Origin of the sequence: Pseudomonas sp. S36, from assembly GCF_016647875.1 — a bacterium.
GTDB classification, from domain to species: Bacteria; Pseudomonadota; Gammaproteobacteria; order Pseudomonadales; family Pseudomonadaceae; genus Aquipseudomonas; species Aquipseudomonas parafulva.
In genome coordinates this window covers 1-23,163 of record NZ_JACVVG010000028.1, presented here as the reverse complement: position 1 = coordinate 23,163, position 23,163 = coordinate 1, and the positions used below count along the sequence as shown (strand labels likewise).

23 protein-coding genes are annotated in these 23,163 nt (G+C 61.8%); 10 read left to right on the top strand and 13 right to left on the bottom strand.

The genetic code is table 11. The features are described 5' to 3' along the window. From IAE36_RS16100 to oxdA, 6 genes are read right to left on the bottom strand one after another with little or no spacing between them, the layout of a single operon-like run. Complete coding sequence (locus tag IAE36_RS16100; protein ID WP_201213418.1) at positions 1–1,209, bottom strand: GTP-binding protein; 1,209 nt, start codon at positions 1,207–1,209, stop codon at positions 1–3. After that, the gene (nthB, locus tag IAE36_RS16095; protein ID WP_201165316.1) at positions 1,206–1,853 is read right to left on the bottom strand and encodes a nitrile hydratase subunit beta; all 648 of its coding nucleotides are present in this window, start codon (positions 1,851–1,853) and stop codon (positions 1,206–1,208) included. The genes IAE36_RS16100 and nthB overlap by 4 nt, the downstream gene beginning before the upstream one ends. A gap of 36 nt (positions 1,854–1,889) precedes the next feature. Beyond that, entirely contained in the window at positions 1,890–2,489 is a 600-nt protein-coding gene (gene nthA / locus IAE36_RS16090) for a nitrile hydratase subunit alpha (RefSeq protein ID WP_028635212.1), read from the bottom strand. A 29-nt stretch (positions 2,490–2,518) separates the two neighbouring features. After that, a complete protein-coding gene (locus IAE36_RS16085; RefSeq protein ID WP_201213417.1) occupies positions 2,519–4,033 on the bottom strand; it encodes an amidase in 1,515 nt (504 codons plus the stop codon). Between the two features lie 47 nt (positions 4,034–4,080). Beyond that, positions 4,081–4,947 (bottom strand): transporter, encoded by an 867-nt coding sequence (locus IAE36_RS16080; protein ID WP_060483253.1) that lies wholly within the window; start codon positions 4,945–4,947, stop codon positions 4,081–4,083. An 11-nt stretch (positions 4,948–4,958) separates the two neighbouring features. Further along, complete coding sequence (oxdA, locus tag IAE36_RS16075) at positions 4,959–6,044, bottom strand: aliphatic aldoxime dehydratase (protein WP_028635209.1); 1,086 nt, start codon at positions 6,042–6,044, stop codon at positions 4,959–4,961. A gap of 356 nt (positions 6,045–6,400) precedes the next feature. Between oxdA and IAE36_RS16070 the strand changes: the two genes are divergently transcribed. After that, positions 6,401–7,351, top strand: a complete 951-nt coding sequence (locus IAE36_RS16070) for a helix-turn-helix domain-containing protein (protein WP_201213416.1) — start codon at positions 6,401–6,403, stop codon at positions 7,349–7,351. Between the two features lie 54 nt (positions 7,352–7,405). On the opposite strand, the gene IAE36_RS16065 is transcribed toward IAE36_RS16070, so the two are convergent. The 4 genes from IAE36_RS16065 to IAE36_RS16050 all read right to left on the bottom strand — a co-directional run bounded on the left by IAE36_RS16065 (position 7,406) and on the right by IAE36_RS16050 (position 11,676). Next, a complete protein-coding gene (locus IAE36_RS16065) occupies positions 7,406–7,954 on the bottom strand; it encodes a bacteriocin immunity protein (RefSeq protein WP_236408974.1) in 549 nt (182 codons plus the stop codon). Between the two features lie 197 nt (positions 7,955–8,151). Beyond that, positions 8,152–8,415, bottom strand: coding sequence for a bacteriocin immunity protein (locus IAE36_RS16060; protein WP_201213414.1), 264 nt, complete (start codon positions 8,413–8,415; stop codon positions 8,152–8,154). Next, positions 8,412–11,084: an S-type pyocin domain-containing protein gene (locus tag IAE36_RS16055; RefSeq protein WP_236408973.1), complete on the bottom strand. Its 2,673-nt coding sequence runs from the start codon at positions 11,082–11,084 to the stop codon at positions 8,412–8,414. Before IAE36_RS16055 ends, IAE36_RS16060 begins: the two co-directional genes overlap by 4 nt. 112 nt (positions 11,085–11,196) lie before the next feature. After that, complete coding sequence (locus tag IAE36_RS16050) at positions 11,197–11,676, bottom strand: Lrp/AsnC family transcriptional regulator (RefSeq protein WP_201165307.1); 480 nt, start codon at positions 11,674–11,676, stop codon at positions 11,197–11,199. Positions 11,677–11,802: 126 nt separating this feature from the next. Between IAE36_RS16050 and IAE36_RS16045 the strand changes: the two genes are divergently transcribed. Next, positions 11,803–12,999, top strand: coding sequence for a methionine gamma-lyase (locus IAE36_RS16045; RefSeq protein WP_201213412.1), 1,197 nt, complete (start codon positions 11,803–11,805; stop codon positions 12,997–12,999). A 67-nt stretch (positions 13,000–13,066) separates the two neighbouring features. Here IAE36_RS16045 and IAE36_RS16040 read toward each other — a convergent pair whose 3' ends face one another. Further along, on the bottom strand, positions 13,067–13,504 hold the full coding sequence (locus tag IAE36_RS16040; RefSeq protein WP_028635205.1) for a YhcB family protein: 438 nt from the start codon (positions 13,502–13,504) through the stop codon (positions 13,067–13,069). 135 nt (positions 13,505–13,639) lie between these two features. Here IAE36_RS16040 and IAE36_RS16035 point away from each other — a divergent pair, with 135 nt between their 5' ends. From IAE36_RS16035 to zapE, 3 genes are all read left to right on the top strand, one after another. Continuing rightward, on the top strand, positions 13,640–14,275 hold the full coding sequence (locus IAE36_RS16035; protein WP_201213410.1) for an alpha/beta hydrolase: 636 nt from the start codon (positions 13,640–13,642) through the stop codon (positions 14,273–14,275). A 25-nt stretch (positions 14,276–14,300) separates the two neighbouring features. Beyond that, positions 14,301–15,650 (top strand): tryptophan--tRNA ligase, encoded by a 1,350-nt coding sequence (locus IAE36_RS16030; protein WP_201213408.1) that lies wholly within the window; start codon positions 14,301–14,303, stop codon positions 15,648–15,650. A gap of 108 nt (positions 15,651–15,758) precedes the next feature. After that, positions 15,759–16,853: a cell division protein ZapE gene (gene zapE, locus IAE36_RS16025; protein WP_201213406.1), complete on the top strand. Its 1,095-nt coding sequence runs from the start codon at positions 15,759–15,761 to the stop codon at positions 16,851–16,853. Between the two features lie 100 nt (positions 16,854–16,953). On the opposite strand, the gene IAE36_RS16020 is transcribed toward zapE, so the two are convergent. Both IAE36_RS16020 and IAE36_RS16015 read right to left on the bottom strand, forming a co-directional pair. Then, entirely contained in the window at positions 16,954–17,874 is a 921-nt protein-coding gene (locus IAE36_RS16020; RefSeq protein ID WP_174435890.1) for a GlxA family transcriptional regulator, read from the bottom strand. A gap of 223 nt (positions 17,875–18,097) precedes the next feature. Next, a complete protein-coding gene (locus tag IAE36_RS16015) occupies positions 18,098–19,138 on the bottom strand; it encodes an NADP(H)-dependent aldo-keto reductase (protein WP_201213404.1) in 1,041 nt (346 codons plus the stop codon). A gap of 258 nt (positions 19,139–19,396) precedes the next feature. On the opposite strand from IAE36_RS16015, the gene rplM reads away from it, so the two are divergent. The 5 genes from rplM (at position 19,397) to IAE36_RS15990 (ending at position 23,078) form a co-directional block, all read left to right on the top strand. Continuing rightward, the gene (gene rplM, locus IAE36_RS16010) at positions 19,397–19,825 is read left to right on the top strand and encodes a 50S ribosomal protein L13 (RefSeq protein ID WP_008097538.1); all 429 of its coding nucleotides are present in this window, start codon (positions 19,397–19,399) and stop codon (positions 19,823–19,825) included. 14 nt (positions 19,826–19,839) lie between these two features. Beyond that, entirely contained in the window at positions 19,840–20,232 is a 393-nt protein-coding gene (rpsI, locus tag IAE36_RS16005) for a 30S ribosomal protein S9 (protein WP_003251821.1), read from the top strand. Positions 20,233–20,494: 262 nt separating this feature from the next. Then, on the top strand, positions 20,495–21,088 hold the full coding sequence (gene petA / locus IAE36_RS16000) for a ubiquinol-cytochrome c reductase iron-sulfur subunit (protein ID WP_028635199.1): 594 nt from the start codon (positions 20,495–20,497) through the stop codon (positions 21,086–21,088). Beyond that, positions 21,088–22,299 (top strand): cytochrome b, encoded by a 1,212-nt coding sequence (locus tag IAE36_RS15995; protein WP_028635198.1) that lies wholly within the window; start codon positions 21,088–21,090, stop codon positions 22,297–22,299. Before petA ends, IAE36_RS15995 begins: the two co-directional genes overlap by 1 nt. Continuing rightward, positions 22,299–23,078, top strand: coding sequence for a cytochrome c1 (locus IAE36_RS15990; RefSeq protein ID WP_201165301.1), 780 nt, complete (start codon positions 22,299–22,301; stop codon positions 23,076–23,078). The genes IAE36_RS15995 and IAE36_RS15990 overlap by 1 nt, the downstream gene beginning before the upstream one ends. Positions 23,079–23,163: the final 85 nt, after the last annotated feature.

Sequence of the window (23,163 nt, the reverse complement as noted above, 5' to 3'; positions counted from 1 at the left end):
TCAATGCTCTGCGCGAAAGCGCAGCTCGCGATCTTCCAGCTGTACCCAGCTCTCCGGCCCCGCCAATATCTCCTCCTCGCTCAGCAAGCATCCATCCAGCGCCACCCTCAGCGCATCAACGTCCAGCCCCTGGCCGATGAACACGATTTCCTGCCGGCAATCGCCCACGTTCTCATCCCATTTACTCATGATCGCCTGGCGCCGATAGGCTTCCAGCGGCCACTGTGCCTGCTCGACAAAGCGCCACCAGCGCCCGCTGTATTCCCACTCGAACCGCCCACCGCTCAACGCGAGCATGCCGATTTCGAAAAACCGGCTGGCCGACCAGAAATAGCCCTTGCAGCGCAGCAGGTGCCCGTGTGCCCACGGCTGTTCGAACAACGCCCGCAGCCGTTGCGGATGGAAGGGCGCGCGCTCACGGTACACCCATGACGTGATGCCGTAGGTTTCCGATTCCGGTTCCGGCTGTGCCTCACGGTCCATCTGCTGCATCCAGCCCGGCGACTGCGCCAGGCTCGGCAGGTCGAACAGGTGCGTACCCAGGACGTTGGCCAGGTCCGTTTCGCCGCGCACCATCGGCACGATGCGCGCACGCGGGTTCAACTGGCGCAGCATGGCCTCCAGCGCCGGGTAGCGCTGGGGTTCCAGCAGGTCGAGTTTGTTCACCAGAATGACGTCGGCATACTCCACCTGCTCTACCAGCAGGTCGCCCAGCGGCCGCTGCCCGGGCTCACCCCCGGCCGGCGCCGCGGCACCGAGCAAACCTTCGAAGCTGCTGGCGTCGACCACCGTGGCCAGCGTGTCCAGGCGGGCCAACTCACTCAGGCTGAACCCGTCGCGGTCGAGAAAGGCGAAGGTTTCGGCCACCGGCATGGGCTCGGAGATCCCCGTGGATTCGATCAGCAGGTAGTCATAGCAGTCGGCCCTGGCCAGCGCGCTTACCTGCTCCAGCAGGTCGGCGCGCAGGGTGCAGCAGATACAGCCGTTGGTCATCTCCACCAGCCGGTCGCTGCCACGCTCCAGGGTGACGTTACGCCCAACGTTCTCAGCGTCTATGTTCACCTCGCTCATGTCGTTGACGATGACCGCCACCCGCAACCCCTCGCGGTTATGCAGGATATGGTTGAGCAGGGTGGTCTTGCCTGCGCCGAGAAAACCCGACAGCACGGTCACGGGCAGCCGAAGGGGGTTGTCGGCTGCACGGCTCATGCCGGCTGCACCGGGTCCAGGTAGCTCTCGAACAGGTCGACCACCACACGCCCGTCGTCTGCCGCCTCGCCCCACAGGTCCCGCACCTCGAACTGCACGTGGTAGGTGGGTTGCAGCGCCGCCGAGCGGTCACCGTGGCCGATGCTGTCGGGGAACGGCCAGCGTTCGCGGGTGCGGTGCAGCACCACACCTTCCTTGCCCCGCACGTAGGCGGGGCAACGCACGTGGCCGGCGAAGCGCTCGTCACGTACCCGTACCCGCTGGCCCACCTCGAACGGCGGGCGGTCGGTGATGGCCACCCGCCCCTTGCTGTGGGGCGGGTTGGCCAATTTGAACGGTGAGCCCAGGGCTTCGTCCAGCGCCTCCTGGGTGATGGCCTGCGCCTCCACCAGCAGCGAGGCGGTGGCGATGACATAGCGTTCGTAATAGGTGGTGCCCACATGCTGGCGCACATCCAGGCGCTCCACGGCATGGCGGGCCTCGTCGATGCTGAACAGGCCCAGGTGGTCACTGGCCACGAACATCAGGCTGTACGCCAAGTGCTCCCAGTCTTCCTTGAAGACCGGTTTGTAGCTGAGGGTGTCGATGCGGTGGGCGACCTTGCCGAAGCCCTGAAAACCGCCGAGATCGTGAAATCCGTCCATTGCGCTTTACCTGTGTGGAATGGGAAAAAGGTGCGCCTAGCGCACCACGGGCAGGGCGACGCCGATCAGCACATCCTTGGTGACCAGGCGGCGCAGCGCCTCTTCATCCAGGTGCTCGCTGCCGGCCGGGCGCTGGGGCAGTACCAGGTAGCGGCTCTCGGCACTGGTGTCCCACACACAGACCTGCATGTCGGGCGGCAGCTCGGTGCCGAGTTCGCGCAATACCGTGCGGCCTTCGCGCACCAGGCGGGCGCGGAATTCGAAGCTCTTGTACCACTCAGGTGGCAGGCCGAGCACCGGCCAGTTGGTGCACGAGCAGAGGCTGCAGACGATCACGTTCTTGACCGTGGGGGTGTCTTCCAGGGCCACGATGTACTCGCCCTGGGGGCCGGTGTAGCCGTACTCGGCGCAGGCGGCGGTGCCGTCTTCCAGCAACAGGCGGCGGTAATCTTCATCGACCCAGGCACGGGCGACCACCCGCGCGCCATTGGCCGGGTCCCACTGGTTCTCCATCAGGTCGGTGAGCTGTTCGATGTAGCCGTCGGGCACCATGCCCTTGTCCTGCATCACTTTCAGCAGCGCCCGGGCACGCTGGCCCGGTGTCGAGGTGTCGGTGGTTGGCACTGATGTGCTCATGATGGTGGGCTCCTGATCAGGCATTGCGGTCAAAGGGTTCGCCAGTCGACGCTGGCTTCGAAGGCGCTGGCGGCCTGGTACAGCAGGCCCTCGGCGTAGTGCTTGCCCACCAGCATCAGGCCCACCGGCAGGCCGTCCACGTTCCCGCACGGGATGGACATGGCCGGGTGGCCGGTGATGTCCTGGGCGCTGGTGTTGCCGATCATCTCCAGCGCCCGGGCTACGTATTCGCTGATCGAACAGCCTGCCGGCGGGTGGGGTTGGGCGATGATCGGCACGGTTGGCAGCACCAGCAGGTCGTAGCGCTGCAGCGCCTGGTCATACCCTGCGCGGGCCAGGCGGGCAATGTTCTGGGCCTTGGCGTAGTAGCGCCCGTGGTACCGCTCCAGGCCGTACTGGCCCACCAGCATGCACAGCTTCAGTGAGGGCGACAGCACATCAGCCTGGTTGCGCCAGCCGGCCTGTCTGTCCAGCAACGCCACGTCGTACAAGCCCTTCCAGTTGAACCCGGCGCCGTTGGCGTGCATCAGCTGGTGGGTCAGGCCCTCGCAACCGATGGGGTGCCACAGCGCGCCGGCCAGCCGATGTTCGGCGACGGATACCGGTTCCACCACCGCGCCCAGTGCGCTCAGGCGTTCGATGGCGGCGTGCACGGTGTCGCGTACCCGTGGGTCCAGGTTGTCCAGCTCGAAACCTTCCTGGAGGACGCCGATGCGCAGGCCACTGACGCCGCGGTCCAGATACTGGGTGTAGTGGTCCACCTGCGGCGCGGCCTGGCGCGGGTCCAGGCCGTCGGCACCGGCCAGCACCTCCAGCATCAGCGCGTTGTCGCGCACATTGGCGGTGATGGGGCCAGCGTGGTCGATGGTCGCCTCGATGGCCATGATGCCGGTGTAGGGCACCAGGCCGTGGGTGGGCTTCATGCCGTAGGTACCGCAGAAGGCCGACGGAATGCGAATGGAACCCCCCTGGTCACCGCCAATGGCCATGTCCACCTGGCCAGCGGCGACCAGCGCCGCACTGCCCGAGGACGAGCCCCCGGACGCATAACCGTGACGGTGCGGGTTGTGTACCGGGGCAGGGTCGGACGTGTGGCTGCCGCCGGAGATGCAGTAGTGCTCGCAGGTCGCCTTGCCGACGATGGTGGCCCCGGCCTCCAGCAGGCGCGTCACCACGGTGGCGTCGAACCCCGGCACGAACCCTTCCAGGGGGGCGGCGCCGTTCATCATCGGCACACCGGCCAGGGCGATGTTGTCCTTCAGGGCCACACTGCGCCCGGCCAGCTTGCCATCGCTGGCACCATTGATTTCGGTGCGCTGATACCAGGCATTCAGCGGGTTTTCGGCGCCGGTCGGGCGATGGCTGGTGCGCGGCTTGCCAGCTGTGACCGGGGTGTAGTCGGGCAACTCGTCGATCAGGTCATAGGCATCGAAGCTGCCTTGCATCAGTGCCAGGTACTCCGTGGCCTGTTCGGGGCTCAGTTGCATGTGCAGACGTTGGGCGAGGTCTTGTACCTGTGTTGCGGTGGGGCGGACGATGGCCATGGGGCATTCCTTTCAGGTATTGGGTGATGAATGCGGGGTACGCTGCCTCAGAAGATGTGTGCATAGCGCAGGTTGATGCGCAGGTTCTCCTTGGGCCCGTTGTCCACCGACAGGTCGCGCCCCAGTTGCAGTTGCAGCTGGTCCTGCGCAGTGACGAAGCGCGTGGCGGTCAGGCGCAGGTTGGTGGTGCCCAGGCGGTTGTCCTGGTCCACACGCTCGACCTCGGTTTCGCCGCCCCAGGTGCGGCCGACGCCAACGGCAAAGGTGGTGGCCGTGTCCGGCATGTAGCGGGCCATGATCTGTGCAGCGTAGGACACGTCCTGCTCCAGTTTCTGGCCAGCTGGCCCGTAATCGTCGTTGTCGCCATACCAGGTGGCGCCACCGACCAGGTCCACTGCCCAGTGGGCGTCGAAGTGCTTGATGTAGGCGCCCTGCAGTTCGAACTTCCACCGGTTTTCGCCGATGTTCAGTGGGTCATCGCGGTCGTAGTTGCCCGTCGGCACGAACAGGTACGGGGTCAGGCTGAGGGTGTCCCGGGCTTCGTTGAGCCGTAGCTTGAACGGCGCAGCCAGGATCAAGTCGCCGATACCGTCGGCATTGCCCAGGGGCGACGCATCGCCGCTGCTGGACACATGGCCGAAGGGCAGCAGGAATTGTGGGTCGACGGTCACCGTGTCACTCAAGGCGATGACGTGCAGCAAGCGCAGAATGCCCACGTCCGACCTGAGCTTGAAGTCCGAGCTTATCTTGTGGCCCTGGGCGTAGGCCGCGTTGGTGGTGGAGTGCTGGTAGTACAGCGCACCGATGGTGGCGCCCACCGGGTACTGTTCGTAGTCCCCGGGTGCCACTTCCACGGCCTGGGCTGCGGCGGCTGGCAGCAGCGCGCCCAAGGTAAGCAGGCGCAACTTGTTCATGCCGGGCGCCCTCATGATGCGTGCGCCTGGTGCGGGCAGCCGGTAGCGGCAGGTAGCGCATCGCGCATCATGCCGGTATGCGGGTGGCAGTTGATGTACTCGAACAGCTGCTGGCGGCCATCGCTCACGGACACCTCATGGTACAAGCGCAGTTTTTCCAGGCCGCTTGCCACGCGGAAGAAGGTGACGAAGATGCGCAGGTGGGTGGGGTGCGATTCCGCCCAGCGCTCGAGCTTTTCCACCGACCGCCAGTGGCCGATGTTGTAGCTTGAGTCGAGCAGGTTGCCCTGCAGGTCGATATTGCGTACGAAGCGGTTGCTGTAGCAGCCCAGTGGCGCCCCCTGGTCACGCAAGAAATCCATGCCTGCCTGCAGGGTGGGAAGGATCTCGTCAAGGTACAGCGAGCGTTCCTCGGCCTCGGCCTCCACCCAGTCCTGCCCGGAGCGGATTAACGCGATGTTGTCATGGCCGCGCACCACCACCCGGCCGCCTTTGGCAGGGTCACCACTGACGATGCGCAATTCGCCGTCGGGCAGCATCCAGTCGGTCTGCGACACCGGGAAACGGTCGCGCATGGAGCCCCAGTAGCCATGTTCCTCGATCTCGCCGCTGGTGCTGTCCATTACCGCGCCCACACCCGGCAACCGGTCCTGGAAGGCATACAGCGTTTCGAACTGTTCCGCCCGTGGGGCGATGATCTCGCGGAAATACCCCAGCCCATCCTGCAGCCGCGCTTCGGCGGCCCACCACTGGGCCACTTCCGGTGAGTTCAGCCAGCGGCCATAGGCGGCCGGGTCTTTCCAGTAGCCGACCACCATCAGGTTGTCGTAGCCACTGTTGTCGGTGTGGTGGGTCAGGTCATGGTTCAGCGGGCCATCGGCCAGGCTGAAGCTCGCCACGATCTGGCCCATGGCCTGCAGCGCGGCGGGCTGGTGTTGCTGGCCCTGGTACTGCACGCCCAGGTAAGCCATCACCACCTGCTGCATGTGCTCGCCGGCGCGGGCCACCCACATGGGGAAGGGCGGTTGGTAGTCGTCGGGCACACGGCGGGACAGGCTTCTTGGGCACTTGAGGTGCTTGTCGATCGCGGATTCCATAGGCTGCTCCTTTCTTCTTGATGTTCATCAGGCCGCACGCAATGGCCTTGGAGGGCACCGGGGAAATGGCCGGTGTTGCCTAAACGTTATGCAGCGCAAGGCCCACCCGCTTTGTTCGGCGTGACAACCGATTGGCTGGAAAGGACAGGTTCACGCCAAGGCGGCAGGCGTGTTCGAGGGTGGTGCCGGGGGCGCGCCACGTGCGCCATTGGGGGGCACTTACTGGGGCATGCTGCTGCCCCGGCAGCGTGGGGCGGCGGTTACCGGGCTGGCGTGGAACTTGCTGAAAAATCGGTTGGCGAGTTGCCCGCGACTCTCCCGATTCATGACGCAGTCCGCCTTGTGAGGTAAGTGCCATGCCTGTGCCCAGCCACTACTCGACCGTCGCAGTGGAAGCGCCACGTCGTTTCGATTACTGGAAGGATGTGGTCTGCCAGCATTGCCTCAAGGCCGACAGCCAACCCGCGTCGCAGAGCGATTTCGAAGGCATGCTGGCGGTGAAGGGCATCGGTGCGCTCGAGCTCTATACCCTGTCCTCACCCCTGCATCACTGGGCGCGCAAACCGGGTCACGTGCGCAGCGATCCGAATGACGACCTGTGGCTGGCATTCACCCCAAAAGGCTTCGGGCAATTCGAGCAAGGTGGGCGACAGGCTGCGTTTTCTGCCGAGGACGTGTTTCTTTACGACGCAGACCAGTGTTTCCGTTTCAGCCTGGGTGGTACCGAAAACCACCTGCTGCGTATCCCCCGGGCGTGGCTGGCTACCCGTGTACCGGCCATCGAGCAACGCACCGGCATGCTGCTGGATCAGCGGCGACCAGGCGTCTTGCCATTGCGGGCAATGATTCAGCAGGCAGCCAGCCACGGTACGGTTGGCAGCGACGTGCTCAGCGAGCGCTACGCCGACACCTTGCTCGATCTGCTGGTATTGAGCCTTGAGTGGCAGGACCTGACCGTCACCCAGCACGAACTCGACCTGCATGGCCGGGTCATGCACTACATCCGCCAGCACCTGGCCGACCCCGACCTCAACCTGGAGCGCCTGGCCCAGGCGCATCATGTGTCGACGCGCACCGTTACCCGGGCCTTCGCCCGCCACCAGAAAACCCCGGCGGCGGCCATCTGGAAAGAGCGCCTGGATGCCAGCCGCACTGCGTTGGAGCGCGGCCGAGTCAAGAGCATTTCCCAGGCGGCGCTGGATTATGGCTTCAGCGATTTTTCCCATTACAGCCACGCGTTTCGCAAGGCATTTGGTGTGGCGCCGTGCACGTTACTGAACCGAGGGAGCAAGGAGTCGGCGCAGTAAGTCAGGTGGCGAAGGCTGGGAGGGGCGCCACCTTGTTTGCTTGACTCAGACGGGTTACTGCAAATCGCTGAACAGTGGGAGTTGGTTGAAAGTGCGCCAGGCCACAAGGGTTGCCAACACCTGCTCAGGGGTTTGCTCATCGTCGGGATCGTGGGGATAGATGAGGTCTGAGCCGTCGGGGTGGTCCACAACCTCGATGAAATGTTCGAGCAGCGCGTCTTGGTACGCTGACGTTCCAGCAGCGGACGTTATCGTTTGGATCAACGTCAGGAATTCGGCTGCGGTGTAGTCGACCAGGCGTTTGGGCGGGAGTTGCTCCACTGGCGCGGCGCGGCCGCAACACCTTGCATCGTGGTCATGGCATTGCGTTTCAGGGCCGTGGTTGCAAAGTTCGTAGGACCTTGAGCCTTCAAGGGTTTGATGAAACGGCGCACGGGGCGGCCAACCTTTTTTCATGCGATTTAACTGGTAAGCCCCGAACTGTTTGGAGCAGGTCGCGTCATTGGCATAGGTACTCCACAAGGCAGACTTGAAATCGCCAAATGTTTCGAACTGTTGGCCACGGAGTTTGGCCTTGATCTGTTCTGGTAGAAGTGTATTCATGCTGAACTCGCTGGGAACGCAATTGCTTTTTTTTAACTGTTGTCGAGAGTGCGCGAGCAGTATTCAGAAAATGGCGCAGGGAGGGAATGCTTTCCGAGGCTGATTGAGCGTGGGGGAACTCCGATGCGGGTGTAGGATTTTTTACTGGGGTTCGAGATCACGTTTGGTAGGCCCTGGACAACCAGGGCCTCATGACCTCAAGGAGTTTTGAAGCCTTCCTTTCCATTGGCTAATCGCCAGGCTTTGACAATCTCCAGTACTTCGCTAGGTTCTCCGACATTGCTGCTAACAGGTCTGAAGAATAGGTCGCTGCCACTGGGATGCTCGGTGATGCGCTCAAAATGTTCCATCAGTGGAATGAGTACTCGGTCTGGCTCATCTTCAATTGCGCGGTGGATCTCCATCAATAAGTCGTTAAATTCTTCTTCCGTATAGTCTTGATAATTCTCTTTCAAGATCATGGCTTCTTCCCATAGTGAGTAATATTATGTGAGCGAGGTGTCAAGACTACTATATTGTTCATGTCATACACGCCTCCTTTTTCACTGATTGGAATCACATGGTGCAACTCATAAGATCGTTTGCTTTTGTATTCATCTTGCTTTTCCACCCAGGGTGAATAGCCGTGCTTTTTCATGCGACGAAGTTCTTGAAGGTTGAAATGTTTGGACAAATCTGGGTCATTAGCTACCTCCTTCCAAAAGCGTCTTCTAAACGCGTCGAAATTCTTGAATTCCCTACCTCTTAGTTTATCCGCGATCTGAGCCGGGATTGGAGCACCTTCCGGGCGTCTTGCATCCTGGCGCCAAGTTTCGGAGGGGACGGCGCCTGTTCCCACAGATGTACCCGGCTCGTACCTCGGACTTTTCAGCACCACCAACAGCGGCGGCAGACCCGAATCCGCGGGGAACGTGACAATCAGCCGTTCCTGATCCAGCAGGTCTAGGGCGGGGTAACTTTCCGCTTCGGGGGTAACGGGGTTCAGGCTGGACCCTGTGTAAACAATGACCCCTTCTGGTACCTGTGGGAAACCGGTGGGGCCGCCCAACCCAGCCCCGGGTGGACCAGCCGGCGTCCAGGTCAAAGTGCGCTGCGGGTTCTCCAGCGCCACACTGTAGACGCCGCGTGCGCTATCCCATCTGGCGGCGCGGACAGGGACCGAACCGCCACCAGCTGTTATGTGCAACCTGAGGTCGGTACCCTCTTCGCTGCCCGATAGCAGGTATGGAAGGTCCAGCTGCGGTGCCGACAAGGCAAGGGCCTCGAGGTCTGGACCCTCTGGCGGCGCCAGGTCTCTCAGCGGGATGCCGATCAGGTATTGCCGTTCGCTGTTGCCCAGCGTGGATGGCCATGCCAGAGACATGGTCGCGACGAGCGCCGTAGTGCCGGTGGCCAGAACGCTGGCTATCGCTGTGCGTATTGCGGCTTGCAGGCCTGCATAGGCGGTTGACAGGTTGCCGAACGAGGCTGGCCCGATCGGCAGTACCAATGGCAACGAAGCAGCATCACGGCCGGGGTAAGCATATGTTCGGCGCAAGCGTTCTTCATGCTGCTGCTTGCGCAGTGCCTCAGCCTGCTGCTTGGCTTCGTCTGCACGGCGTTCAGCTGCCAGTTTTCGCGCAGCTTTTTTTGCCTGTCGCTCGGCGAGAGCTTCTTTACCCTTACGTTCAGCTTCAAGCCGCCGGGCTGCGCTGGCGGCCCTTGCGGCCTCTCTGGCCTGCTGAGCCTGCTCCCTGCGCAAGCGGAGCGCTTCGGCTTTTTCGGCTGCTTCTCTGGCTTTGCGTTCCGCTAGCGCTTTTCGTTGGGCCTTTTTTGCCAGTCGCTCTTCCCTGGGGCGTTCGGCTGCCTGAATCTCCCCAGGTACCCATTTGTGTATGAAGGCTTGCTCTTTTGCCCTGAGATCTGCCTGAGCTTTTCGCCTGGATGCTTGCGCTTCGGCCTGCTGCTGAGCGGCTTGCTCCGCAGCGGCCTGTGCCTGAAGCAGAGCGCTTTGTTCGATTGTATGTTTTGCCAACAGCTGCTCGGCGGCTTGTGTACGTTCAAGCAGGTTTTGCGTGGCGCTTGCATAACGCTCCAGAAAACGTATGGATTCGGTGAGCGACACTGCCAGGTGGTAGTCCTTCCACAAAGGGCCGGCCCGACGGTTGCGTTGTTCGTCTACAAGGTGCTGCAAGGCTTCCGTTTGCGGCTTGGACAACGGGCCTGTGATGTTGGGGTTGGAGGAAGAAAAGGCAGGGATGGCCAGGCGTTTGGCGGCGATCAGCGCGTGCGTGGCGGCGAGATGCGCGGCGAGGTTGTCGGTCAGCTGATGCTGCCCTTCCAGTCCGACGGCATTGACTATTTCGTGTTGAAGAAAACTCGGCAGGCCGTCGAATTGGATGGCTCTTTCCACGTGGATCTGGCCAAGCCTTCTGGTCACGATTTCAGGCAGGTTGACGCCGGGCTCTTCAAGCTCGATACGGTCCAGCGCGGCAGCCAGTGGTGCAAGATCCGCCGCATGCGCTGCCAGCGCGCTTGCTTTCAGATGCAACCTGTAAGAGCCATCGGCAGACCTGTTCAACCTTGAGTACAGCTCGTTGGCGAACGCCTCCCCCCTTTCTGTAAATACGCCGGGGTCATAGATCCGGGTCATCATCGAGTCTGTGCGCTTGTAGAAAGATGGCGCCCCGTAGAAGCTCACAGCATCCGGCAAGTCCTGCAAATAGCCCCTGCGCGTTTCGCGTATCAGTTCCGTAAGCCGTCTTTGTTCCTCCTTCAACTGGCCGAGCGCGGTGGTTGCAGAGGCTCTTGCGGCCTCGGTTATGCTCGATCTCTGCTGTGCTATTTGTGCGGGCAATTGCTGAATGGACGCGGCATACCTGGCGTCATGGTCTTGCTCGATGCCCTTGCGCTCGATATCGAGCACGCGGCTGGGGGCTATTTCGTGGGTGTCTATGACTCGAGGTGGGCTGGTGCCACGTGGGCGCCCTGCATCCAAGCCCCAGCCACCGAAACCAAATCCACCGCCTCCGCTGATCGGGGCCAGTGGCATCCGGTCGGGGGCGGTGTCGCTGATCCAAAGCGCCTCGGTCAAGTACAGCGGGGGGTATACGTAAGTGGGTTCAAGTACGACGGGGTTGTTTTCGGCCATGTAGTCAGCTCCTGATCGCTACATGGCCAGCTTTTCGTAAGGCAACTTTCGCAGATATCGGCTGCCGGGTGATCAATCGGTAAGACACTTCCCTCGCGGTGGAAGGGCGCTTCTAGCGACGGTTCTCCCATACCGGAACCACGCGCCGCTCCTTCACCGCCTTGTAGGAAAAACTCGAATAGATCTCCTTCACCCCCGGCAGGCGCTGCAGCACCTCACGGGCAAATTCGCCGAAGGACTCCAGGTCGCTGGCCACGATTTCCAGCAAAAAATCGTACCGCCCGGAAATGTTATGGCAGGCGACAATCTCGGGTATCTCCATCAGCCGCTGCTCGAACGCCAGCGCCATGGGCTTGGTGTGGGAATCCATCATGATGCTGACGAAGGCGGTTACCCCGAACCCTAGCGACTTGGGTGAAAGCATGGCCTGGTAGCCGGTGATGTAGCCGTTCTCCTCCAGCAGCTTGACCCTGCGCCAGCAGGGCGAGGTAGTCAGCGATACGAGGTCGGCGAGTTCGGCGACCGTCAGGCGGGCATTGTTCTGCAAGGCGGCGAGCAGGGCGCGGTCGATGCGGTCCAGGGGTGCAGGCATGTTTTGCCCTCAGGTATTCAGGTTTATTGTTTTTGTTCCAAGGCAGCGTAGTTAGGCTGGCGATTTTGGAAAAATTCTTGGGTTGCGCTGGCATAAGCTTAGAACAACCTACAAGAGGCAGTTGCCATGCGCGGCTCCGACAACAACACCGGTTTTTCTACGCGGGCGATCCATTACGGGTACGACCCCTTGACCCAGGGCGGTGCCTTGGTGCCGCCTGTCTACCAAACTGCCACCTATGCCTTCCCTACGGTTGAGTACGGTGCTGCGTGCTTTGCCGGGGACCAGGCCGGGCATTTCTACAGCCGTATTTCCAACCCTACCCTGGCCCTGCTGGAGCAGCGCATGGCCTCCTTGGAGGGCGGCGAAGCGGGGCTGGCGCTGGCTTCGGGCATGGGTGCCATCACCTCGACGATGTGGACGCTGCTGCGCCCGGGCGACGAGTTGATTGTCGGGCGCACGCTGTATGGCTGCACGTTCGCCTTTCTGCACCATGGCATCGGCGAGTTCGGGGTAAAGGTTCACCACGTGGACCTGAACGATGCGGCGGCATTGAAGGCGGCGCTCAACGACCGCACGCGCATGATCTACTTCGAGACGCCAGCCAACCCGACCATGCAACTGGTAGACATCGCGGCGGTTGCCGAGGCCGTACGCGGGCGGGATGTGCGGGTGGTGGTCGACAACACCTACTGTACCCCTTACCTGCAACGCCCGCTGGAACTCGGTGCCGACCTGGTGGTGCATTCGGCCACCAAGTACCTGAGCGGTCACGGTGACATTACTGCGGGGCTGGTGGTGGGGCGCCAGGCCTTGATCGACCGCATCCGCCTGGAAGGGCTCAAGGACATGACCGGGGCGGTGCTGTCGCCCCATGACGCGGCGCTGCTGATGCGCGGTATCAAGACCCTGGCGCTGCGCATGGACCGCCACTGCGCCAATGCCGGGCAGGTGGCGCAGTACCTCGCGGCCCAGCCGCAGGTCGAACTGATCTATTACCCGGGGCTGCCAACGTTTGCCCAGTATGCGTTGGCCAACCGCCAGATGCGCTTGCCCGGTGGCATGATCGCTTTCGAGCTCAAGGGCGGTATCGACGCCGGGCGGCGGTTCATGAATGCCTTGCAGCTGTTTGCACGGGCCGTGAGCCTGGGGGATGCCGAGTCGTTGGCCCAGCACCCGGCGAGCATGACCCACTCCAGCTACACGCCCCAGGAGCGGGCGCATCACGGCATTTCCGAAGGGCTGGTGCGTTTGTCGGTAGGGCTGGAGGACGTGGAGGACTTGTTGGCGGATGTGCAGCAGGCCCTGCGCGCATGTGCCTAGGCTGGGGTAGCCGCGCGCGCCAGCCACAAAAAAGGCCTCTTGCGAGGCCTTCATTGCGTTCAGCGGTTTAATGCTTGAGCCCGTAGCTCTCGTCCAGCATGCCTGGCGAGTTCGGCGTCTTGGGCGCGTAGTCGCGGGGCACTTCGGCCGTGTCCTTCGGTGGGGTCAGGCGGTCACGGTGCCCGTGGGCGCCTTCCGAATGCAGTGCGGCCAGCAGGCGTTGGCGGGTCAGCTCGTCCAGGGCCAGGTGGTTGGCACCGTCGGCCAGGTGATCCTGCACATCCTGGTAGCTCTGGTTCAGCTTCTTCACCAGCACCGCTGTGCTGTTGAAATGGGTAACTACCTGGTTCTGGTAGCTGTCGAAACGCTGCTGGATGTCATCCAGCTGGCGCTGTGTGCTGCTGGGGGCGGCATTGGGCAACAGGCGGGCCACGACGAAACCTACGACCACGCCAATGACCAGGGCCAGGGTCGGCAACAACCAAACAAGGAGCGAGAGTTCCACGAGTCCTTCCTCTATAAACGGCTTTGCTTTACGTTAACGGCTCAGACCTGCGCTGTATACCGCGAGCGATCGCAAATCAGAACAGAATTCCTCACCTAGACGAATCGACCTCTCCCAAGGTCACGGAGTAGTGCCTTGCTTGTCCGCGAAACCGCCTTGTTCATCGACGGCCCCAGTGGCCCGCTCGAAGCCCTGTACCTGGACGTTGCCGATGCCCGTGGCGCGGTGCTGATCTGCCATCCCAACCCGGTCCAGGGCGGCACCATGCTCAACAAGGTGGTCTCGACGCTGCAACGCACCGCCCGCGATGCCGGCTATGTGACCCTGCGTTTCAACTACCGCGGTGTCGGGCAAAGCGCCGGCACCCATGACATGGGCGCTGGCGAGGTGGCCGATGCACAAGCCGCGGCCGCCTGGCTGCGGGCCACGCACCCTGCGCTGCCAGTGGTGTTGATGGGCTTCTCGTTCGGCGGCTTCGTGGCCACCAGCCTGGCCGGCCGCCTGGAAGCCGACGGCGTGACGTTGCAGCACCTGTTCATGATTGCCCCGGCGGTGATGCGCCTGACCGCAGCGTTCCCGCTGCCGAAGCAGTGCCCGATCACGGTGGTGCAGCCCGACGCGGATGAGGTGGTGGCCCCGCAGCTGGTTTACGATTGGTCCCACAACCTGTCGCGCCCCCATGAGCTGCTGAAAGTGGCAGAATGCGGACACTTCTTCCATGGCAAGCTGACCGATCTGAAGGATCTGCTGCTGCCACGCCTTTCGAACTGAGCCAAGCCTGAATAAGCGAACACCCATGACCACGCGCATCCTTACCGGTATCACCACCACCGGCACTCCGCACCTGGGCAACTATGCCGGTGCCATCCGCCCGGCGATTCGTGCCAGCCAGCAGCCCGGCGCCGACTCGTTCTATTTCCTGGCCGACTACCACGCGCTGATCAAGTGCGACGACCCGCTGCGCATTCAGCGCTCGCGCCTTGAAATCGCCGCCACCTGGCTGGCCGGTGGCCTGGACCCGAACACGGTGACCTTCTACCGCCAGTCCGACATCCCGGAGATCCCCGAGCTGACCTGGCTGCTGACCTGCGTTGCCGCCAAGGGCTTGCTCAACCGCGCACATGCCTACAAGGCCTCGGTGGACAAGAACGTGGAAAACGGCGAAGACCCGGATGCCGGCGTTTCCATGGGCCTGTTCAGCTACCCGGTACTGATGGCGGCAGACATCCTGATGTTCAACGCCAACAAGGTGCCGGTGGGCCGTGACCAGATCCAGCACGTGGAAATGGCCCGCGACATCGGCCAGCGCTTCAACCACCTGTTCGGCCAGGGTCAGGACTTCTTCGCCCTGCCAGAGGCCGTGATCGAGGAAAGTGTTGCGACCCTGCCGGGCCTGGATGGGCGCAAGATGTCCAAGAGCTACGACAACACTATCCCGCTGTTCACCAGCGCCAAGGACATGAAGGATGCGATCTCGCGCATCGTCACCGACTCGCGCGCCCCTGGCGAGGCGAAAGACCCGGACAACGCGCACCTGTTCACCCTGTTCCAGGCGTTCTCCACGCCAGCACAATGCGCCGAGTTCCGCGCGGAGCTGGAGCAAGGCCTGGGCTGGGGTGAAGCAAAACAGCGCCTGTTCCAATTGCTGGACGGCCAGTTGGCCGAAAAGCGCGAGTACTACCACCAGTTGATCGCCCGCCCGGCCGACCTGGAAGACATCCTGTTGGCGGGTGCTGCCAAGGCGCGCAAAATCGCCACCCCGTTCCTTGAGCAACTGCGCGAAGCGGTAGGACTGCGCTCGTTCCGCAGCAGCGTACAGGCTACCGCCGACGTGAAGAAAAAGGCCGCCAAAAGTGCCCGCTTCGTCAGCTTCCGTGACGAAGACGGCAGCTTCCGCTTCCGCCTGTTGGCCGCCGATGGTGAGCAACTGCTGCTGTCGCGCAGTTTTGCCGACGGCAAGAGCGCCGGGGCTGTAAGCAAACAGCTGCAGCAGGGTGGCGAGGCCGATGTACGCGCCGAGGGCCTGGGCTTTGGCCTGTGGTTGAACGGCGAGCACGTTGCCGACGGGCCGCAGTGCAGCAGCGTCGAGGCCCGTGATGCGGCCATCGAAAGCCTGCGTGCAGCCCTGCAGCCGCAACAAGGCTGAATGTAGGAAATGCGCTCGGGCTGAGGCATTTCGCCGCAAGTCTGATTGCCATTAAGCGGGCCGGTCGCTACAGTGACGGCCCGTTTTTTGTTGCCTCGCTAACGAATCATGACTCCCTTAGAACGCTATCAAGCAGATCTGAAACGTCCCGACTTCTTCCATGACGCGGCGCAGGAAAATGCGGTGCGTCACCTGCAGCGCCTGTACGACGACCTGGTGCATGCACAGAACAACAAGCCGGGCATGTTCGGCAAACTGTTTGGCAAAAAGGAGCAGACCCCGGTCAAGGGCCTGTACTTCTGGGGTGGGGTAGGGCGAGGCAAGACCTACCTGGTCGATACCTTCTACGAGGCGCTGCCGTTCAAGCAGAAGATGCGCACGCACTTCCACCGCTTCATGAAGCGGGTGCACGAGGAAATGAAAACCCTCAAGGGCGAGAAGAACCCGCTGACCATTATTGCCAAGCGCTTCAGCGAAGAGGCCAAGGTCATCTGCTTCGACGAATTCTTCGTGTCGGATATCACCGATGCCATGATCCTCGGCACCTTGATGGAAGAACTGTTCAAGAACGGTGTATCGCTGGTGGCCACGTCCAACATCGTGCCGGACGGCCTCTACAAGGATGGCCTGCAACGTGCGCGCTTCCTGCCGGCCATTGCCATGATCAAGCAGTACACCGACGTGGTGAACGTCGACAGCGGGGTCGACTACCGCCTGCGCCACCTGGAGCAGGCTGAGCTGTTCCACCACCCGCTCGATGAAGCCGCTCAGCAGAGCATGCGCGCCAGCTTCAAGGCGCTGACGCCTGAGTGCACCCAGGCGGTGGAAAACGATGTACTGATGATCGAAAACCGCCCGATCCACGCGCTGCGCACCTGCGACGACGTGGCCTGGTTCGACTTCCGCGCCCTGTGCGACGGGCCGCGCAGCCAGAACGACTACATCGAACTGGGCAAGATCTTCCATGCCGTGTTGCTGAGCAATGTGGAGCAGATGGGCGTCGCCACCGACGACATCGCCCGCCGCTTCATCAACATGGTGGACGAGTTCTACGACCGCAACGTCAAGCTGATCATCTCAGCCGAGGTGGAGCTCAAAGACCTGTACACGGGCGGGCGCCTGAGCTTCGAGTTCCAGCGCACGCTCAGCCGGCTGCTGGAAATGCAGTCCCACGAGTTCCTGTCCCGCCCCCACAGGCCCTAGCGGGCAGCGGCAAGCTGCAAGCTGCAAGCTGCAAGAAAAAGCCACAGCAGCGCGTACACCGCACTGGCTTTAGCTTGCAGCTTGCCGCTGCAGGCGGCCCCTAGGCCTCCTGCATGAATTGCTGGCGATACTGGTTGGGTGACAGTTCGGTGTGCTGGCGGAACAGCCGCGCGAAGAAACTGGCATCGTCGTAGCCGACCTCGTAACTGATGGTCTTGATGCTCTTGCGGGTGCTGGACAACAACCCCTTGGCTGTCTCGATCCGCAGGCGTTGCAGGTAATGCAGCGGCTTGTCGCCTGTGGCGCCCTGGAAGCGGCGCATGAAATTGCGGATGCTCATGCCGTGGTTGCGGGCCACGTCCTCGAAGCGGAACTTGTCTGCGAAATGCTCTTCGAGCCAGTGCTGGATCTGCAGGATGATCAGGTCCTGGTGCAGCTTCTGGCCGCCGAAGCCCATGCGCCCCGGCGAGTAGTTGCGCTGCACCTCGTAAAGGATGTCGCGGGATACCGCACGTGCTACGTTGGCCCCGCAGAAACGCTCGATCAGGTAGATGTACAGGTCGCACGCCGATGTAGCGCCGCCGGCACAATACAGGTTGTCGGCATCGGTCAGGTGCTTGTCCTGGTTCAGGCGGATCTTCGGAAAGCGTTCGGCGAAGCTGGCGAAGAATCGCCAGTAGGTGGTGGCCTCCTTGCCATCCAGCAGGCCGGACTCGGCCAGCCAGAACACCCCGCTTGCCTCTGCGCACAGCACCGCGCCGCGGGCATGTTGTGCCCGTAGCCACGGCAATACCTGGGGGTAGCGTTGCAGCAGGTTGTCGAAATCGTCCCAGAAGGCCGGCAGGATGATCACATCCGCATCTTCCAACCCACCGTCCACGGGCAATTGCACATTGCTGAAACTTTCCACGGGCAGGCCGTCAGGGCTGACCAGGTGAATCTCGAACATGGGCTGCAAGCCCAGGCCCAGCTGCTTGCTGTAACGCAGGCTGGCGAGGTGGAAGAAGTCCTTGGCCTGCATCAAGGTGGAAGCGAATACCTTGTCAATGGCCAGGATGCTGACGCGCCTCAGCGACGCGGGGGGTTGGGTAAACATCATTGTCATTGTTCTTATAGGGGGGAGTGGTCAATCACTGGCTGGATCGTCTTATTTTTTTCGGCCAGCGGCAAGGGGGGGCAACTGCAAGCTGCCAGCGGCAAGCAGCAAGCTGTACGCCGCTTGCTGCTTGCTAGGCGGCTGTGGCTCAAGGTGCCGGGTTGGGTTGGTCCTGGTGGATGGCCTCGATTGCGGCCAAGAGTTCGTCGCTCAGGGTCAGTGACAGGCTGGCCAGGTTGCTGTCCAGCTGCTCCAGGCTGGTGGCACCGATGATGTTGCTGGTCACGAAGGGTTGGCGGGTGACGAAGGCCAGGGCCATCTGCGCCGGGTCCAGGCCGTGCTCGCGGGCCAGTTGCACGTAACGGCTGCAGGCATGGGTGGTCTGCGGGTTGGAGTAGCGGGCGAAGCGGCTGAACAGGGTCAGGCGCGCATTTTGCGGCCGGGCACCGTGCTCGTACTTGCCTGACAGCATGCCGAAGGCCAGGGGCGAGTAGGCCAGCAGGCCGCACTGTTCACGGATCGCGACCTCAGCCAGCCCCACCTCGAAGCTGCGGTTGAGCAGGTTGTAGGGGTTCTGGATCGAAACCGCGCGTGGCCAGCCCCGGCTCTCGGCCAACTGCAGGAACTTCATGGTGCCCCACGGCGTTTCGTTGGACAGGCCGATGTGGCGGATCTTGCCCGCGCGCACCTGCTCGTCCAGCACCTCGAGGGTTTCTTCCAGCGGCGTGAAGTGGTCCTGGGGCAGGTGCTGGTAGCCCAGCTTGCCGAAGAAGTTGGTGCTGCGCTCGGGCCAGTGCAACTGGTACAGGTCGATGCGGTCTGTTTGCAGGCGCTTGAGGCTCTCGTCCAGGGCCGCGACGATGTGCTGGCGGTTATGCCTGAGCTGGCCATCGCGGATGTGGCTGATGCCATTGCCGGGGCCCGCCACCTTGCTGGCCAGCACCCAGTCGTCACGGTCACCCTGGCTGGCAAACCAGTTGCCGATGACGCGCTCGGTGGCCGCGTAGGTTTCGGGGCGCGGCGGCACCGGGTACATTTCGGCGGTGTCGATGAAGTTGATGCCGGCGGCCTTGGCGCGGCCAATCTGGGCAAAGGCCTCGGCCTGATCGTTCTGTTCGCCCCAGGTCATGGTGCCCAGGCACAGGGCGCTGACGTTGAGGTCGGTACGGCCGAGCTGGCGGTATTCCATCGGTTGCATACTCCTTCAGAAAGTTTGTTCATCAAAGCAGGTTGAAATTTTTCGCGCAATCTGGATAATTCAGCGCCTCTCCGTGTGGCGGAAGTGATGCACCACCACGCAGGAAGAACCCCGTCGAACATTGGCGTGCCTGACCCGAGCCCCCAAAAGCGTCAGCGTTCGGCTGCGCGCTTGCCCTTGGCAAGCCGTGCACTATCCAGTAAGATTCGCCGTCTATTTTTCGCTGGGCGGCCTCTGAGGCTTTAGAGAATGAAAACTTTTACTGCTAAACCGGAAACAGTAAAGCGCGAGTGGTTCGTAGTCGACGCCGCTGGCCAGACCCTGGGTCGTCTGGCTACCGAAATCGCTAGCCGTCTGCGTGGCAAACACAAGCCAGAATACACTCCTCACGTTGACACCGGCGACTACATCGTCGTCATCAACGCCGAGCAGATTCGTGTAACGGGTGCCAAGTCTTCCGACAAAATGTACTACTCCCACTCCGGTTTCCCGGGCGGCATCAAGGAAATCAACTTCGAGAAGTTGATCGCCAAGGCCCCTGAGCGTGTTATCGAAACCGCGGTCAAAGGCATGCTGCCTAAGAACCCGCTGGGTCGCGACATGTACCGTAAGCTGAAAGTGTACGCGGGTGCAGCTCACCCACACACTGCTCAGCAGCCTCAAGAACTGAAGATCTAACGGGATAGTTCATTATGTCGGCGACTCAAAATTACGGCACTGGCCGTCGCAAGACCGCAACCGCTCGCGTATTCCTGCGTCCGGGTACTGGTAACATCTCCATCAACAACCGTTCTCTGGACGTGTTCTTCGGTCGTGAAACCGCTCGCATGGTTGTTCGTCAGCCACTCGAGCTGACCGAAAGCGTCGAGAAGTTCGACATTTACGTCACCGTTTCCGGTGGTGGTGTCAGCGGTCAGGCCGGTGCGATCCGTCACGGTATCACCCGCGCCCTGATGGAATACGACGAAACCCTGCGTGGCGCTCTGCGTCGTGCTGGCTACGTCACCCGCGACGCTCGTGAAGTCGAGCGTAAGAAAGTGGGTCTGCGTAAAGCGCGTAAGCGTCCTCAGTACTCCAAGCGTTAATATCGCTTCGGCAGTCGAAGAAAGCCCGGTTCCTTGGAACCGGGCTTTTTTTTTCGCCTGAACTAACCTGTCAGCATGTCGGTGACCGCTTGTCGCATAGACGCAGATCAAGCAAAGCGTGGGTTGTCCCCCTGCACCGGGGTAATCACCTTGTCAGTGTGTGGATTTGTTTCTTACCATGGCGGCCAATTTTTAGCGCACTGACACAACCTAAGTACGAGCCTGGTTCAACAGGCCAAGCAAGCTGATGGGAGAGGACTGAATGAGCAATGACGGCGTCAACGCAGGCCGGCGCCGCTTCCTCGTAGCCGCGACATCCGTGGTCGGGGCAGCGGGAGCAGTGGGGGCTGCGGTACCGTTCGTGGGGTCATGGTTCCCCAGCGCCAAGGCGAAAGCCGCAGGTGCACCGGTAAAGGTAAATATCGCCAAGGTTGAGCCAGGGCAGCAAATGGTCGCCGAATGGCGAGGCCAGCCAGTATTCATCGTGCGGCGAACGGACGAGATCCTCGGCAATCTGAAAAAAATTACCGGCGAGTTGTCCGACCCGGATTCCAAAGCCTCGGTGCAGCCGACCTACGTCGACCCGCAAGTGCGCTCCATCAAGCCTGAAATTCTCATCCTGGTAGGGCTGTGTACGCACCTGGGCTGCTCCCCCACCTTCCGTCCCGAAGTTGCACCCGCCGATCTGGGCCCCAAGTGGGTCGGTGGCTACTTCTGCCCCTGCCACGGTTCCCACTACGACCTCGCCGGGCGTGTTTACAAGTCACAGCCTGCCCCTCTTAACCTGCCAGTGCCGCCGCACTCCTATGAGTCGGATGAAATCGTCGTCATTGGCGTCGACCAGGAGAATGCATGATGAGCAAATTCATGGACTGGGTCGACGCACGCTTCCCCGCCACCAAGATGTGGGAAGAACACCTCAGCAAGTACTACGCGCCCAAGAACTTCAACTTCCTGTACTTCTTCGGTTCCCTGGCGCTGCTGGTGCTGGTCAACCAGATCGTGACCGGTGTGTGGCTGACCATGAGCTTTACACCGTCGGCCGAGGAGGCGTTTGCCTCGGTCGAGTACATCATGCGCGATGTGGAATACGGCTGGATTCTGCGTTACCTGCACTCCACCGGGGCGTCGGCGTTCTTCATCGTGGTGTACCTGCACATGTTCCGCGGCCTGCTCTACGGCTCTTACCAGAAGCCCAGAGAGCTGGTCTGGCTGTTCGGCATGCTGATCTACCTGGCGCTGATGGCGGAGGCCTTCATGGGCTACCTGCTGCCCTGGGGCCAGATGTCGTACTGGGGCGCACAGGTGATCATCTCGCTGTTTGGCGCCATTCCGGTGATCGGCGATGACCTCACCCAGTGGATTCGTGGTGACTACCTGATCTCCGGCATCACCCTGAACCGCTTCTTCGCCCTGCATGTGGTTGCATTGCCCATCGTCATCCTGGGCCTGGTGGTGCTGCATATCCTGGCGCTGCACGAGGTGGGCTCGAACAACCCCGATGGCGTCGACATCAAGAAGCACAAGGATGAAAACGGTATTCCGCTGGATGGCATTCCGTTCCACCCTTACTACACCGTGAAAGACATCGTAGGCGTGGTGGTGTTCTTGTTCGTATTCTGCTCCGTGGTGTTCTTCTTCCCGGAAATGGGCGGTTACTTCCTGGAAAAACCCAACTTCGAGCAAGCCAACGCCTTCAAGACGCCCGAACACATTGCCCCAGTCTGGTACTTCACACCGTTCTACGCCATTCTGCGCGCGGTGCCTGACAAGCTGATGGGTGTCATCGCCATGGGTGCCGCCATCGCCGTGTTGTTCGTACTGCCCTGGCTCGACCGCAGCCCGGTGCGCTCCATGCGCTACAAAGGCTGGATCAGCAAGCTCTTCCTGCTGGTGTTCTGTGTTGCCTTCGTGATCCTGGGTGTCCTGGGCGTACTGGCACCGACCCCGGGGCGTACCTTGTTGTCGCAGGTGTGCACGGTGTTGTACTTCGCCTACTTCCTGCTGATGCCGTTCTACACAAGGCTCGAGAAGACCAAACCGGTTCCGGAAAGGGTGACTGGCTGATGAAAAAGTTGATTGCAGTATTTTTGCTGGCCGTGATGCCTGCCATTGGATTCGCCGCTGAACACGGGGTAGAGCTGGACAAGGTCGATATCGACCTGGCTGACAAGGCCGCCATGCAGGACGGTGCACGCACCTTCGCCAACTATTGCATGGGTTGCCACAGTGCCAAGTTCCAGCGTTATGAGCGGGTGGCCGACGACCTGGGCATCCCGCACGATGTGATGCTCGACAACCTGGTGTTCACCGGTGCCAAGATTGGTGACCACATGCAGATCGGCATGAAGCCCGCTGATGCCAAGACCTGGTTCGGTGCGGCACCACCCGACCTGACCCTGGTGGCGCGGGTGCGTGGTACCGACTGGCTGTACAGCTACCTGCGGGCCTTCTACGAGGATCCGTCGCGCCCTTACGGGGTGAACAACAAGGTGTTCCCCAACGTTGGCATGCCCAACGTGCTGGTTGGCCTGCAGGGCAATCAGGTCATCGGTTGCAAGCAGGTGCAGACGGTGGTGGATGGGAAGAAACAATTTGATCCATTGACCGGCAGCCCTTTGACCCATGAGGCCTGCGACCAGCTGACCATCACGCCGAATTCCGGTACCCTGACGACCGAGCAGTTCGACGAGAAGGTCAAGAACCTGGTGACCTTCTTGGCCTATTCGGCCAACCCGGTCAAACTGGAAAGCCAGCGCATCGGTACCTACGTGTTGCTGTACCTGGCTTTCTTCTTCGTATTCGCCTATTTGCTCAAGCGTGAATACTGGAAGGACGTGCACTGATCACGCAGTAGTTTCTGGTTGTTGAACGCGCCCCCCGGCCCCCCCGGACGAAGGGCGGGGGGGGGGGGGGGGGGTTGTTTTGTTT